This window comes from Pseudomonas putida (assembly GCF_001636055.1).
Taxonomy (GTDB): Bacteria; Pseudomonadota; Gammaproteobacteria; order Pseudomonadales; family Pseudomonadaceae; genus Aquipseudomonas; species Aquipseudomonas machongensis.
Map to the genome: position 1 here is coordinate 5,715,645 of NZ_CP011789.1, position 14,662 is coordinate 5,730,306.

Genomic DNA, 14,662 nt, shown 5'->3' on the forward strand with positions numbered 1-14,662 from the left:
AGCAGCGAAACGGTGGTCGCGGGCAACCCACCTATTGTTTTTTTTTCGATTTCCAGAACTTGAATCTGGATAAAACGGGTGACTTTTTGGTCACCGGTTGCTCCGGCAAAACATGCAAAAGCGTTATCTTTTGCAGGCTGGGCACATGCTTCTGGAGGTTATAATTTACCGCTCCACTCTCGGTAGATGTGGCCAGCAATACAGTCTGCTGGGTAATCGCATCAACCTTAGCTATAAAGTCCCCTGTCGCCACATCCTTCAGGCTGAAGACCTGTCTCGAGCTGATCGATACCTCGTCCGGTTCGCCTCTTGTGCCCCTGTGAATCTGGTATTCAGAGGCCGCGCCCGGGGCCGCTGACCATATGCCGCGCACCTGGCCTTCCTCGGTGAACGCCCCGCCGGCAGGCTCGATGGAGTAGAGTAAGCTGGTTATCTCGGCAGCAAGTGCTTGATGCGCAAGCATCGAAATAACCTCTAGCTGCTGCGGGCTGAAGTACTTCTCGACGTTGTGTACAAACAAGGGCGTTTCCTCGCCGTTTTCTATCAGAGTGTACGTGCTACGCATAAAGTCCTTGGCAAACTGTTCAGTCACCCCTAGATCCTCCGCGAGCTGCGCAGCCGGACCAAGAGCTTCTTGCTCGCTGTTGCCCGACGGACCTATGACCCTTTCCAGTTCAGTGGGTTGATACGCCTCACTCTCACGCATCCAATACACCGTTAATTTCTTTCGATGTTGCGTGTCGTGACTGACATTGCCCTTTAGTACAACCCCAGGCTTCAGATTTTTAAAAATCTCCGGAAACTCGATCAACTTGTCCAACGCAGCGAAGTCAGCCCCGAACTCCGACTCAAAACTGTGTAATCCGTTGGCATCCCTGCGCGTCACCGGATTGTTGCGCACCATGCAATACAAGTTAAGGCCATCCACCGCACCCGCCGGGTCTGCACTCAGCCACCGCCCGACCCACGGCTGGTAGTAGCGATAACCGTAGTAGTACAACCCAGTCGCATCTCGTTCCTTGCCTGAATAACGCAAGGTCTTGTAACTCCCTTCAAGCTCGCTACGGGCTGCCCACAACGCGGTTCCCCCAAAAGGGTAATACGCTTCATGGCTGATCAGTCTGCCCGCGCCGTCGACCTCCAGGATGCCGTTGCCCAGTGGCGTGTCGTAGCTGTAGCGCAGTTGATCGTTCTCCAACCCGTCAGGCACCTCGCTGCACCAGTGCAACATTCGCACCTGTGCATGACCGGGCTCACCGACCGAAATAACCTGCAACTCCTCCTCAAGGGAGGCATCGCGGGTAGTGCAGCGCAATTCAAGCCCGGGTAAATAGGTGACTCGAAGCGTGTGCTGGCTTGCAGCGCTCCACTGCGTGTTGACTTTCAGGACTCGCATGCTGGCATTGTCATAACGGTAGTGCTCATGGTCATCCTGCCCCTCCTCGCGTTGCTGGGAGATGACCTGATGCAACTCCCCTTGAGGCGTCCAGCACAAGGGATTGCCGGGTAACAGCGAGATCTGCTGACCCTTTGCCGTGAACAACGCCTCAACCTCGGCAGGTGTCTTCGCCATCATGCCCAGCACCGCCCGATTGCTGCGGTCACTGACTGCGATCTCGACGACACGACAGTGATTGCTAGCAGGCACCCGGTGCACCATGCGCGTCAGGTTGCCAGCAGTGTCATAGATAAAGTTGCGGGTATAACAGGTAAAGAGCGTCTCATCATGGGGAGAAGGAGACGGCGTGTTGTACTCTCCCGACCGCGATGACGCATTGACCTGCTCCCTTCCGCAGGCGCTGACCAATTGATAAAGGCTGTCGTAATGGTAGGTTGTCTGCGGTTCCGCCACCTGGTTGCGCCAGAACCGCCTATTGTCGGCCTCGTCACGTTCGCTCACCACATTGCCCACAGGGTCGAACGTATACCGCAAATCCTGCAGGAGCCTTGCACCCAGGGCATGACTCGCAGGCCGCTCGATCCGTAGCCGCGCCTGGCGTTGCGTTCGTGGCTCAAAGAAATAGGTGCTCAACACACCATTACCATGCAGTTCACGGGTCTTATGTCCACCTGCCAGGTAACTCGTCGACCGGACGATCTCGCACTCTTGAGCGCCTTTGCGCCTCAGCCAGCTTGCCTGGAGCCGACCCGCGATGTCATAGGTGACACGCCGCAGGTGCCCTGCTGCATCGACAATGCTCGATACTGTTCCGGTTGCGTCCACGACCGAACACGTAGTGCGCGCCTGTGCAATCGGCTCAAGTGCGCGATCCCATTCATCGACGCTTTCACCTTGCCAATCGACCACTGTCTGTACTTCATCTCCCTGCCCCAGAAGACGTCGGGTGACAGACAGCGTGGTCCCCGTCATGGCGATGGCGTCGTGCAGGGCAAGGCCAGCAGTGTCGTAAAGACGTATACAGCGACCCGCCAGGTTTCGCCCCCGCTCCAGTGCACTGCTATCCCCATAGACAAAGCGCTGGGTCATGCGGGGAACACCACCGCCAACTGTATCGCTGATGCTCGACAAACGGCCCGCCAGACCGTGAGCCTCGTACACCGATCGACGTACCACCGCCTGGCTGTAATCGTCACGCCCTTCTGCACCTGTCGCGATTGCAGTGATACGCACCAAAGGCCGACTATCGATATCAGCCAAGGCAACTTCAATACCCGCGTCGACACTCTGAACACGCAGCACTTTGCCAGCGAAATCGTTGGCCAACGCGAAGTTCACCAGACCGCGCCCAGCCATACGCGGGTCGCTGCTACGATCCAGGAAACCACTAGGATCGTGCCTGTGCCGCGTGATGAGCAGGGTGGTCTGCCCAAGCGCAAGCCCATCACGATGGCAGGTGATTTCCCGTACCTTCAGCTTGCGAGCAAACACCGATACCGATGGGGTTTGGCAATGGACTAATGGCGCGTTGCTGGTCATTGGGCAATGCTCCGGTGCGGGTCTAAATGGCAAGCAGCCCCCCAATCAGAGCTCAACGGGGATCCGACAAAGGCCTAGGCTCTGTCCTGAATGTGTCTGCACGAAGGCCAGACAAGGCGAACAGGGTAAGGAACGCCCGGGGGCCTCGCCCGACGGTACTGGAGTACATGAGCATTCCGAGCCCCGTCTCAACGCAGTATGGGCGAGTGCAGATGCATTTCAGACAGAGCCTAGGCTACCCCAGCGATGCACAAGCCACACCTGACAGAAATACCAGTGGAGCAGCGCAAGGTAGTTCGACAAGCGAGCGACACTGATGGCCCACCTGCGCTCAGCCTTCTGGAGTGTCATCACGCACACCCATGAGCCTGTGCAGCCACTATCCCTGGCTCTAGACTCGCAGCATCTCGAACCCAGGAATGCCGTCATGTCCGAGCAACTCCTCAGCAGCCGCAACCTCGCCTTCGAACTCTACGAAGTCCTCGACGCCGAGGGCCTGACCCAGCGCCCGCGTTTCGCCGAGCACAACCGCGAGACCTTCGACGCAGCGCTCGGTACGGCCCGCACGATTGCCGAGAAGTACTTCGCCCCGCACAACCGCAAGGGCGACGAGCACGAGCCGCGCTATGTCGACGGCCGCGCCGAGCTGATTCCCGAGGTCAAGCCTGCGGTAGAGGCCTTCCTCGAGGCGGGCTTCCTCAACGCCAACCGCGACTTCGACGTCGGCGGCATGCAGTTGCCAAGCCTGGTTTCGCAAGCCTGCTTCGCCCACTTTCAGGCCGCCAACGCTGGCACCACGGCCTACCCCTTCCTGACCATGGGCGCAGCCAACCTGATCGAGAGTTTTGGCAGCGACGAGCAGAAGCGCCTTTTCCTGCAGCCGATGATCGAAGGTCGCTACTTCGGCACCATGGCCCTGACCGAGCCCCACGCCGGCTCGTCGCTGGCCGATATCCGCACCCGTGCAGAAGCCGCAGGCGATGGCAGCTATCGGCTCAAGGGCAACAAGATCTTCATCTCCGGCGGCGACCACGAGCTGTCGCAGAACATCGTGCACATGGTCCTGGCCAAGCTGCCGGATGCACCGCCCGGGGTGAAAGGCATTTCGCTGTTCATCGTGCCCAAGTACCTGGTCAACGACGACGGCAGCCTCGGCGCCCGCAACGACGTGCTGCTGGCCGGGCTGTTCCACAAGATGGGCTGGCGTGGCACGACCTCCACGGCGTTGAACTTCGGTGACAACGGCCAGTGCGTCGGCTATCTGGTCGGCAAGCCGCACCAGGGCCTGGCGTGCATGTTCCAGATGATGAACGAGGCGCGCATCGGCGTCGGCATGGGCGCGGTGATGCTCGGCTACGCCGGCTACCTGTACTCGCTGGACTACGCCCGCCAACGCCCGCAAGGCCGCCAGGTGGACAACAAGGATCCCGGCAGCCCAGCAGTGCCGATCATCGAACACGCCGATGTAAGACGCATGCTGCTGGCGCAGAAGGCCTATGTGGAAGGTGCCTTCGACCTGGGCCTGTATGCCGCCCGGTTGTTCGACGACACCCACAGCGCACCCGACGAGGCGGCACGCGCCCAGGCCCAGGAACTGCTCGACCTGCTCACCCCGATCGTCAAGTCCTGGCCTTCGACGTTCTGCCTCAAGGCCAACGAACTGGCGATCCAGATTCTTGGTGGCCACGGCTACACCCGCGAATACCCGGTAGAGCAGTACTACCGCGACAACCGCTTGAACCCGATCCACGAAGGCACCGAAGGCATCCAGTCGCTCGACCTGCTCGGGCGCAAGCTGGCGCAGAACGGCGGCGCCGGGCTCAAGCAGCTGATTCGCCTGATCGCCAGCACTGCCGAGCGCGCCAGCCATCACCCCAACCTGGACGCACTGCGCCAGCCGCTGGAGCAACTGGTCAACCGCCTGCAAGCCGTGACCCTGGCACTGCTCGGCGACCTGGCCCAGGGCAAGGTCGCCGGCGCGCTGGCAAACTCGGCGCTGTACCTCAAGGTGTTCGGCCACTGCGTGATCGGCTGGCGCTGGCTGGAGCAGGCCATCCATGCCGAACTCGGGCTGATGAAGGGAGTCGATGTCGATCGCGATTTTTACTGTGGCAAGTTGCAGGCCGCACGTTATTTCCTGACTTGGGAAGTGCCAGGCTGCCATACTGAGCTCGCACTGCTCGAGGCACGCGACGACACCTGCCTGGGCATGCAAGAGGGGTGGTTCTAGGGGGAGCCACCGCGAACCGGAGGTTCCCGCATGTTCGATTCCAGCGCCCTGCTGCGCCAGCGCTTCGCAGCGCTGCGCAGCACGGCCGAACTGTTCTCGCTTCGCCACGTGAAGCAATCGCATCAATCGCTGTCGGTGCGGCGCAACGTCGCCGAACCGCCATTCTTCAGCCAGGACGAAGGTGCCATGCTCACCGTGCGCCTGAACGGCGTCGAGGCCTACGCCGCCACCGCCGACCTGTCGCAGAGCGGCCTGCAACGCGCCCTGGAACACGCCGAGGCCCTGGCCCGGCAGATCACCGGCCACCACCTGCTCGACCTGCGCGACCAACCGGTGCCGAGCACGCGCCACGACCATATCTCGCCCAACTTCGACCAATCGCTGCCAAACCTTGCTGATTGCCTCGAGCTGCTCGCCACTGAATCGGCCAGTGTGCCCAAGGACGAACGTCTGGTGGACTGGCAGGCGAGCCTGGGCATCACCCTGGTCGAGCAGACTTACCTGAACTCGGCCGGCGCTGAGCTGCGCAACGCGCAGCGCTTCATCTTTCCGGGCCTTGGCGTCACCGCCAGCGATGGGCGCGACAGCCAGAGCCGCAGCCTGGGCCGGGAGAACTTTGGTCAGCAGGGTGGCTTCGAAGTCGTCCAGCGCTGCGGCCTGGTCGGCGCCGCCCGGCGTATCGCCGACGAAGCCCTGCAACTGCTGCTGGCGCCCAACACCCCGAGCGGTGCGCGCGACCTGCTGCTGATGCCCGACCAGATGATGCTGCAGATCCACGAGTCCATCGGCCATCCGCTGGAGATGGACCGTATTCTTGGCGACGAGCGCAATTACGCGGGCACCAGCTTCGTCAAGCCCAGCGATTTCGGGCAGTTGCAATACGGCTCGCCCCTGCTGAACGTGACCTTCGACCCTACCATCGACGAGGAGCTGGCCAGCTACAGCTTCGACGACGACGGCACCGCGGCCAGCAAGCAGTTCCTGATCCGCGAGGGCAAGCTACTGCGCCCGCTGGGCGGCGCCCTGTCGCAGTTGCGCTCAGGGCTCGACGGCGTGGCCAACAGCCGCGCCTGTGGCTGGAACCGCGCCCCGATCGACCGCATGGCCAACCTCAACATCGAGCCGGGCGACCAGTCGCTCGAACAACTCATCGGTGGGATCGAGCACGGCATCCTGATGCGCACCAATCGCTCCTGGTCCATCGACGATGCGCGCAACAAGTTCCAGTTCGGCTGCGAATGGGGCCAACTGATCGAACACGGCGAGCTCAAGGGTGTCGTCAAGAACCCCAATTATCGCGGCATCTCCGCGCAGTTCTGGCGCAACCTGTCGGCAGTGGGCGATAGCAGCACCTTCCAGGTGCTTGGCACACCCAACTGCGGCAAGGGCGAGCCCAACCAGGTCATCCGGGTCGGCCATGCCTCGCCGGCCTGCGTGTTCCGCCAGATCGACGTATTCGGAGGAGACGCCTGATGAGCACCCCCTATCAAGAACGCTTCGAGGCATTGGTCAGTGCGCTGCGCGAGGCGCTGCACCCCGGCGAGCAGTTCACCCTCGGCTACAGCGCCGAGCAGTCGCGCTTCGTGCGTTTCAACCATGCCAAGGTGCGTCAGGCCGGCGAAGTGGCCCAGGCCAGCGCACTGTTGCGTCTGGTGCGTGACGGGCGTCAGGCCGAACAGCAGTTCACTCTCGGTGACGATGCGCAACTGGATCGCCAGCGCCTGCAAGATGCCCTGGCGCAACTGCGCCAGACCTTGCCACTGCTGCCGCTCGACCCCTACCTGAAAATCGACGAAAGCGCTTGGCACAGCCACAGCGTGCAAGAACCGGCGCTGCCCGACTTCACTGAAGTACTGGCACTGGTCGAGCAGCAGGCAGGCAACCTCGATCTGGTCGGCATCTACGCCGCCGGCCCGATCTGCCGGGGTTTCGCCAGCTCGTTCGGGGCCTTCGGCTGGCACCAGGCCAACAGCTTCAATTTCGACTGGAGCCTGTTCCACAGCAACGGCCAGGCGGTGAAGGCCAACTATGCGGGCCAGGTCTGGAGCGGCGAGGCCTTCAGTGCACGCCTGCAACTGGCCCGCGAACAGCTTGAGTACCTGGGGCGCCCGACGATCACCCTCAAGCCTGGCCGCTACCGCGCCTACCTGGCGCCAGCGGCCATGGACGAGATCGCGGGCATGCTCGGCTGGGGAGGCTTCTCGGCCCAGGCCCTGGCCACCGGCAACAGCCCACTGCAACGTCTGTACACCGGTGATGCCCAGCTCGATCCACGGGTTGGCTTCTCGGAGCAGGTCAGCGGTTCGCTGAGCCCGTCGTTCTCCAGCGAGGGCTCGCCCCGCGAGGACGTAGCGCTGATCGTCGAAGGCCGGGGCAGCGCGCGCCTGGTCAGCCCTCGCAGCGCGGCAGAGTTCGCCCTGCAGGGCAACGGCGCCGACAGCTATGAGGCACCGTGCGCCCTGAGCCTGGCACCTGGGGAGCTGGCGTCGGCGGATATCCTGGCGCGCCTGGGCACCGGGCTGTACATCAGCAACCTCTGGTACCTGAACTATTCAGACCTGCCGGCAGCGCGCATGACCGGCCTGACCCGCTTCGCCACGTTCTGGGTGGAAGACGGCCAGATCCAGGGCCCGGTCAGCACCATGCGCTTCGACGACAGCCTCTACAATCTGCTGGGCCCTCAGCTGGAGGACCTGACCCGCGAACGCGAACTGATCCTGTCGACCAGCACCTATGGGCAACGGCAAACCGGATCGAGTCATCTGCCCGGGGCGTTGGTCAGAGGATTGACGCTGACACTGTAACGCCACGCCCCTGTGGGAGCGCCGTTTAGACGCTTCCACAGGGAACTGCGCACTTTTCAGGATAGAGGCCATGCCCGAACGCGCCCCGCTCGACCCTACCACCGCCCGCTGGATCCCCTGGGTGGTGGCCATCGCCTTCTTCATGCAGTCGCTCGACGGCACCATCCTCAACACCGCGCTGCCGGCCATGGCCCGCTCGCTGGCAGAAGACCCGCTGCGCATGCAGGGCGTGATCATCGCCTACATGCTCACCGTGGCCCTGCTGATTCCGGCTTCGGGCTGGATCGCCGACCGCTTCGGCACCAAGCACATCTTCTTCGGCGCCATCCTGCTGTTCAGCCTGGGTTCGCTGCTGTGCGCGGCGGCCAACAGCCTGGGCTTTCTGATCATCGCCCGCGTCATCCAGGGCCTGGGCGGTGCCCTGATGCTGCCGGTCGGGCGATTGGTGGTGCTGCGCGCCTACCCACGCTCGGAGCTGGTGCGGATCATGAGCTTCATCACCATCCCCGGCCTGCTGGGCCCGCTGCTGGGCCCAACCGTCGGCGGCTGGCTGGTGGAAATCCTCAGTTGGCACTGGATCTTCCTGCTCAACCTGCCGGTCGGCGCGCTGGGGTGCTACGCGGTATGGAAGTTCATCCCCGACCTGCGCGGCAGCGAACGCACCACCTTCGATGGACCCGGATTCATCCTGTTCGGCGCCGCGATGGTGCTGATCACCATCGCCATGGAGGGCCTGGGCGAGTTGCACCTGCCACACCTGCGGGTGATGTTGCTGCTGTTCGCCGGCATGGCCTGCCTTGCCGCCTACTGGCTGCGCGCCGGGCGTGACCCGGAGCCGCTGTTCTCGCCCAGCCTGTTCCGCGTGCGTACCTTTGCCATCGGCATCCTCGGCAACCTGTTCGCCCGCCTGGGCAGCGGCGCCCTGCCCTTCCTGGTGCCGCTGCTGCTGCAGGTGGCGCTGGGCTATTCGCCGGCCCAGGCCGGCATGAGCATGATCCCGCTGGCCGCCGCGGCGATGATCGCCAAGTCGGTGGCGCGGCCACTGATCGAGCGCCTCGGCTATCGCATCATCCTCACCGGCAACACGCTGTTGCTGGGGGTACTGCTGGCCAGCCTGGGACTGGTCGACGAGCAGACGCCGTATTGGCTGCTGCTGATGCAGTTAGGCTTGCTGGGCGCGGTGAACTCGCTGCAGTTCACCGCGATGAACACGGTGACGCTGATCGACCTCGACGACGCCAGCGCCAGCAGCGGCAACAGCCTGCTGTCGGTGGTCGCGCAACTGTCCCTGAGCCTGGGCGTGGCCTGCGCCGGTGCGCTGCTCGGCGGCTTTACCGCCTCGGGGAGCGCAGAGGGAGTGGAAACCACGCTGGGCGCGTTCCAGTTGACCTTCCTGACCATCGGCCTGATGGCGATGCTGGCCGCGGCGATCTTCCTGCAACTGTCGCCGACGGACGGAAGGCGTGCCCGTCGTCCGGAAGAACACGTGGAAACGTAGGGCGAATGGCCATGAGGCTGGTAGACTGTGCGGCATTTTTCGCTTCGCACCGCAGGCCCGCCTCGTGACCACCGAATCCACCGCTTTCGCCTCCCTGCCGCTGTCCGCCGCCATGCTGGCCAACCTGGACGCCCTGGGCTATGCCTCGATGACCCCCATCCAGGCCCAGAGCCTGCCGGTCATCCTCAAGGGCCAGGACCTGATCGCCCAGGCCAAGACCGGCAGCGGCAAGACCGCCGCCTTCGGCATCGGCCTGCTCAATCCGATCAACCCGCGCTTCTTCGGCTGCCAGGCGCTGGTGCTGTGCCCGACGCGGGAACTGGCCGACCAGGTCGCCAAGGAACTGCGCCGCCTGGCCCGCGCCGAGGACAACATCAAGATCCTCACCCTCTGCGGCGGCGTCTCGCTGGGCCCGCAGATCGCCTCGCTGGAGCACGGTGCGCACATCATCGTCGGCACCCCGGGCCGCATCCAGCAGCACCTGGACAAGGGCACCCTGGACCTGAAGGGGCTCAACACCCTGGTACTCGACGAAGCCGACCGCATGCTCGACATGGGCTTCTTCGACGCCATCGCCGCAATCATCGGCAAGACCCCATCGCGCCGCCAGACCCTGCTGTTCTCGGCCACCTACCCGGCCGGCATCGCGCAACTGGCCGCCGACTTCATGCGCAAGCCGCAGCAGGTCACGGTCGAGAGCCAGCACAGCGACAACCAGATCGAGCAGCGTTTCATCGAGATCGACCCGCAGCAGCGCCTGGAGGCGGTTACCCGCGTACTGGGCCACTACCGCCCGCAGTCGTGCGTGGCGTTCTGCTTCACCAAGCAGCAGTGCGAGGACCTGGTCGCCCACCTCACCGCCAAGGGCATCGTCGCCCAGGCCCTGCACGGTGACCTGGAACAGCGTGACCGCGACCAGGTGCTGACGATGTTCGCCAACCGCAGCAGCTCGGTGCTGGTGGCCACCGATGTCGCCGCCCGCGGCCTGGATATCGACGGCCTGGACCTTGTGATCAACGTGGAACTGGCGCGCGATGCCGAGATCCATGTGCACCGCGTCGGGCGTACCGGCCGTGCCGGCGAGAAAGGCGTGGCGATCAGCCTGGTGGCCCCGGCCGAAGGCCACCGCGCCCAGGCCATCGAAGACCTGCAGAAGCGCCCGCTGCGCTGGGAGCAGTTGGACAGCCTGAAGAGCAAGGGCGGTGAACCACTGCTGCCGACCATGACCACCCTGTGCATCGCCGCCGGGCGCAAGGACAAGCTGCGTCCGGGCGACATCCTCGGCGCCCTGACCGGCGATGCCGGGCTGCCGGGCAAGCAGGTGGGCAAGATCGCGATTTTCGATTTCGTGGCCTTCGTGGCGGTCGAGCGGGCCGTGGCCAAGCAGGCGATGCAGCGACTGAACAGCGGCAAGATCAAAGGGCGTGCCCTGAAGGTCCGTATCGTCTGAACCATTTTGCGGCTGCTGTGCAGCCCATCGCAGGCAAGCCAGCTCCCACAGGGAATGCACCCGGCCTAGGCTCTGGGGATCCTGTGGGAGCTGGCTTGCCTGCGATGGACCGCGAAGCGGCCCCGGCAATCCATGAGGTAACACCGTGCACTCCACCGACGTGATCATCCTCGGCGCCGGCGCCGCCGGCCTGATGTGCGCCCAGCTCAGCGCGCGCCGCGGCCGCCGCGTGCTGCTGCTCGACCATGCCAACAAACCGGGCAAGAAAATCCTCATGTCCGGCGGCGGGCGCTGCAACTTCACCAACATGTACACCGAGCCCGCCAATTTCCTCTCGCAGAACCCGCACTTCTGCAAGTCGGCGCTGGCGCGCTACACCCAATGGGACTTCATCGCGCTGGTCGCCAAGCACGGCGTGCCGTACCACGAGAAGAAGCTCGGCCAGCTGTTCTGCGACAACAAGTCCAGCGACATCCTCGACATGCTCCTGGCCGAATGCGACGACGCCGGCGCCGAGCTGCGGATGAATACCAGCATCGAGCAGATCGAGAAGACCGACAGCGGTTATCGCCTGCAGACCAGTGCCGGAGCATTTGCCTGCCAGTCGCTGGTGATCGCGACCGGCGGTCTGTCGATCCCGACCCTGGGCGCAACCGGCTTCGGCTACCAGGTCGCCCGCCAGTTCGGCCACGCCCTGCTGCCGACCCGCGCCGCGCTGGTGCCGTTCACCATTACCGAGCCCCAGCTCAAGGCATTGTGCACTGAGCTCTCCGGCACGTCGCTGGACTGCATTGCCAGTTGCAACGGCACCAGTTTTCGCGAAAACCTGCTGTTCACCCATCGCGGCCTGAGCGGCCCGGCGATCCTGCAGATTTCCTCGTATTGGGAAGCGGGCGACACGCTGGAGATCAACCTGTTGCCCGACCGTGATGCGCTGGAATGGCTGCAAGGCGTGCAGGCCGAACGCCCCAACAGCGAGCTGAAGACCGTGCTGGGCGAGGTGTTCACCCGCAAGCTGGCGACCCTGCTGGCCGAGCAGTGGTTCGTTTCGAAACCCCTGAAGCAGTACACCCCGGCAGAATTGACCCAGATCGCCGGGCAGCTCGCGGCCTGGCAACTGGTGCCGGCAGGTACCGAGGGCTACCGCACCGCGGAAGTGACCTTGGGCGGCGTCGACACCCGCGAGGTGTCGTCCAAGACCATGGAATCGCTCAAGAGCCCGGGATTGTTCTTCATCGGCGAGGTGCTGGACGTCAGCGGCCACCTGGGCGGGTTCAATTTCCAGTGGGCGTGGGCCTCTGCCAACGCAGCGGCGCAGTTCGTTTAGAGTAGAATCCTTTCAGCACGGAACGCTTCTTGCTGGTCTGTGCCGAGTGCCGGTTTTTTTGGGGCTGCTGCGCAGCCCATCGCGGGACGAGCCCGCTCCTACAGGCCCCCGCTGTTTTCCTGGACAGCGGGGTGCCTGTAGGAGCGGGCTCGTCCCGCGATGGGCGCCCCGCCGCTCCACGGCCATGTAAGGACACCCATTCGCTCACAGCCCAAGGCCACTATGTCATCGAGCTCGTTCCGCCATTCATTGCGTCGCTTGTGGGGCCAAGACAAGTTCAGCTATGCCATCCGGGTGACCATCGCCCTGACCGGCACCATGGCCTGGTGCTGGTACCAGAACGAGATGAGCCTGCTCATCCCGTTGTTCCTCGGCATCATTGCCAGCGCCCTGGCCGAGACCGACGACGGCTGGCAGGGCCGTCTCAGTGCGCTGGCCGTCACGCTGGTGTGTTTCGCCATCGCCGCGTTGTCGGTCGAGCTGCTCTTCCCCTACCCCTGGATCTTCGCCGGCTCACTGGCCCTGGCAGCCTTTGGCCTGACCATGCTCGGTGCCCTTGGCGAACGCTATGGCGCCATCGCCTCGGCGACGCTGATCCTGTCGGTGTACACCATGATCGGCGTTGACCAGCGCGGCGGCGTGGTCACTGATTTCTGGCACGAGCCGCTGCTGCTGGTGGCTGGTGCCGCGTGGTACGGGGCGCTCTCGGTACTCTGGCAGGCGCTGTTCTCCAACCAGCCGGTGCAGCAGAGCCTGGCCAAGCTGTTCTACGAGCTGGGCAGCTACCTCAAGCTCAAGGCCAGCCTGTTCGAACCGGTGCGCACCCTCGACGTGGAGGCCACACGCCTGGAGCTGGCCAAGCAGAACGGCAAGGTGGTGGCCGCGCTCAATGCCGCCAAGGAAATCATCCTGCACCGGGTCGGCAACAGCCAGCCCAGCTCCAAGGTCAGTCGCTACCTGAAGCTGTACTTCCTGGCCCAGGACATCCACGAGCGCGTCAGCGCCTCGCACTACCCCTACAACGCCCTGAGCGAGGCGTTCTTCCACAGCGATGTGATGTTCCGCTGCCAGCGCCTGCTGCGCAAACAGGGTTCGTCCTGCCAGGAACTGGCCCGTTCGATCCGCCTGCGCCAGCCGTTCGTGCTCGCCAGCGGCTACCCCGAGGCGCTGGAAGACCTGAACGCCTCGCTGGAGCATCTGCGCACCCAGAACAACCCGGCCTGGCGCAGCCTGCTGCGCTCGCTGCGGGCACTGGCGGTGAACCTGGCCACGCTGGACCGCTTGCTCGGCGCGGCCAGCAACCCCGACAGCCTCGCCGACGCCAGCGACAGCAGCCTGCTCGACCGTTCGCCGCGCACGTTCAAGGAGGTATGGAAACGCCTGCGCACCCAGCTCACGCCCACTTCGCTGCTGTTCCGCCATGCCCTGCGCCTGCCGCTGGCGCTGTCGATCGGCTATGGCATGGTGCACCTGATCCATCCCACGCAAGGCTACTGGATCATCCTCACCACCCTGTTCGTCTGCCAGCCCAACTATGGCGCGACGCGGCGCAAGCTGGTGCAGCGGATCTTCGGTACCGCCATCGGCCTGACGGTTGGCTGGGCGCTGTTCGACCTGTTCCCCAACCCGATCGTCCAGTCGCTGTTCGCGGTGGTCGCTGGCGTGGTGTTCTTCGTCAACCGCACCACACGCTACACCCTGGCCACGGCGGCGATCACGCTGATGGTGCTGTTCTGCTTCAACCAGATCGGCGATGGCTACGGGCTGTTCCTGCCGCGCCTGTTCGACACCCTGGTGGGCGCCCTGATCGCGATCCTCGCGGTATTCCTGTTCCTGCCCGACTGGCAGGGGCGGCGCCTGAACAAGGTGCTGGCCAACACCCTGACCTGCGCCAGCCTGTACCTGCGCCAGATCATGCAGCAGTACGCCAACGGCAAGCGCGACGACCTCGCCTACCGCCTGGCTCGACGCAACGCCCACAATGCCGATGCGGCGTTGTCTACCACGCTGTCGAACATGCTCATGGAGCCGGGGCACTTCCGCAAGGAGGCCGATGTCGGCTTCCGCTTCCTGGTGCTGTCGCACACCTTGCTCAGCTACCTGTCAGGGCTGGGTGCACACCGGGACACGGCGTTGCCTGCCGAAGTACACGAGCAGTTGATCGATGGCGTCGGCAGCAGCCTGGCGCGCAGTCTCGACGAGATCGCCAATGGCCTGGCGGCGCGGCTGCCAGTGGCCATTCACAGCGATGAAGAAGAAGCGCTGGCCAACCAGCTGGAGCAGATGCCCGAGGAGCTGGATGAGCATCAGCGACTGGTACAGACCCAGTTGGCGTTGATCTGCCGGCAACTGGGGCCGTTGCGTACATTGGCGGCGCATCTGATCAAGGAAGGGGAGCCGGCTTGAGTCGGCTGT

General features: G+C 64.0%; 8 protein-coding genes. 7 read left to right on the forward strand and 1 reads right to left on the reverse strand.

The features are described 5' to 3' along the window. Nucleotides 1–31 precede the first annotated feature (31 nt). A complete protein-coding gene (locus AB688_RS25560; protein ID WP_063546475.1) occupies nucleotides 32–2,938 on the reverse strand; it encodes an RHS repeat-associated core domain-containing protein in 2,907 nt (968 codons plus the stop codon). A gap of 427 nt (nucleotides 2,939–3,365) precedes the next feature. On the opposite strand from AB688_RS25560, the gene AB688_RS25565 reads away from it, so the two are divergent. The 7 genes from AB688_RS25565 (at nucleotide 3,366) to yccS (ending at nucleotide 14,653) form a co-directional block, all read left to right on the forward strand. Beyond that, complete coding sequence (locus AB688_RS25565; protein ID WP_063546477.1) at nucleotides 3,366–5,168, forward strand: acyl-CoA dehydrogenase; 1,803 nt, start codon at nucleotides 3,366–3,368, stop codon at nucleotides 5,166–5,168. A 30-nt stretch (nucleotides 5,169–5,198) separates the two neighbouring features. Next, the gene (locus tag AB688_RS25570) at nucleotides 5,199–6,641 is read left to right on the forward strand and encodes a TldD/PmbA family protein (RefSeq protein WP_063546479.1); all 1,443 of its coding nucleotides are present in this window, start codon (nucleotides 5,199–5,201) and stop codon (nucleotides 6,639–6,641) included. Next, nucleotides 6,641–7,972, forward strand: coding sequence for a TldD/PmbA family protein (locus AB688_RS25575; protein ID WP_063546481.1), 1,332 nt, complete (start codon nucleotides 6,641–6,643; stop codon nucleotides 7,970–7,972). Before AB688_RS25570 ends, AB688_RS25575 begins: the two co-directional genes overlap by 1 nt. 70 nt (nucleotides 7,973–8,042) lie before the next feature. Continuing rightward, complete coding sequence (mdtD, locus tag AB688_RS25580; RefSeq protein ID WP_054893133.1) at nucleotides 8,043–9,470, forward strand: multidrug transporter subunit MdtD; 1,428 nt, start codon at nucleotides 8,043–8,045, stop codon at nucleotides 9,468–9,470. Between the two features lie 112 nt (nucleotides 9,471–9,582). Beyond that, the gene (gene dbpA, locus AB688_RS25585; RefSeq protein WP_231100341.1) at nucleotides 9,583–10,920 is read left to right on the forward strand and encodes an ATP-dependent RNA helicase DbpA; all 1,338 of its coding nucleotides are present in this window, start codon (nucleotides 9,583–9,585) and stop codon (nucleotides 10,918–10,920) included. Nucleotides 10,921–11,065: 145 nt separating this feature from the next. After that, nucleotides 11,066–12,247 (forward strand): NAD(P)/FAD-dependent oxidoreductase, encoded by a 1,182-nt coding sequence (locus AB688_RS25590; protein ID WP_063546485.1) that lies wholly within the window; start codon nucleotides 11,066–11,068, stop codon nucleotides 12,245–12,247. A 222-nt stretch (nucleotides 12,248–12,469) separates the two neighbouring features. Further along, the gene (yccS, locus tag AB688_RS25595; protein ID WP_054893130.1) at nucleotides 12,470–14,653 is read left to right on the forward strand and encodes a YccS family putative transporter; all 2,184 of its coding nucleotides are present in this window, start codon (nucleotides 12,470–12,472) and stop codon (nucleotides 14,651–14,653) included. The last annotated feature ends 9 nt before the right edge of the window (nucleotides 14,654–14,662 follow it).

Bases quoted from the DNA above. Each gene is read 5' to 3' on its own strand.
- AB688_RS25560 (WP_063546475.1), bottom strand. From the start codon at position 2,938: ATGACCAGCAACGCGCCATTAGTCCATTGCCAAACCCCATCGGTATCG.
- AB688_RS25565 (WP_063546477.1), top strand. From the start codon at position 3,366: ATGTCCGAGCAACTCCTCAGCAGCCGCAACCTCGCCTTCGAACTCTAC.
- AB688_RS25570 (WP_063546479.1), top strand. From the start codon at position 5,199: ATGTTCGATTCCAGCGCCCTGCTGCGCCAGCGCTTCGCAGCGCTGCGC.
- AB688_RS25575 (WP_063546481.1), top strand. From the start codon at position 6,641: ATGAGCACCCCCTATCAAGAACGCTTCGAGGCATTGGTCAGTGCGCTG.
- mdtD (WP_054893133.1), top strand. From the start codon at position 8,043: ATGCCCGAACGCGCCCCGCTCGACCCTACCACCGCCCGCTGGATCCCC.
- dbpA (WP_231100341.1), top strand. From the start codon at position 9,583: ATGCTGGCCAACCTGGACGCCCTGGGCTATGCCTCGATGACCCCCATC.
- yccS (WP_054893130.1), top strand. From the start codon at position 12,470: ATGTCATCGAGCTCGTTCCGCCATTCATTGCGTCGCTTGTGGGGCCAA.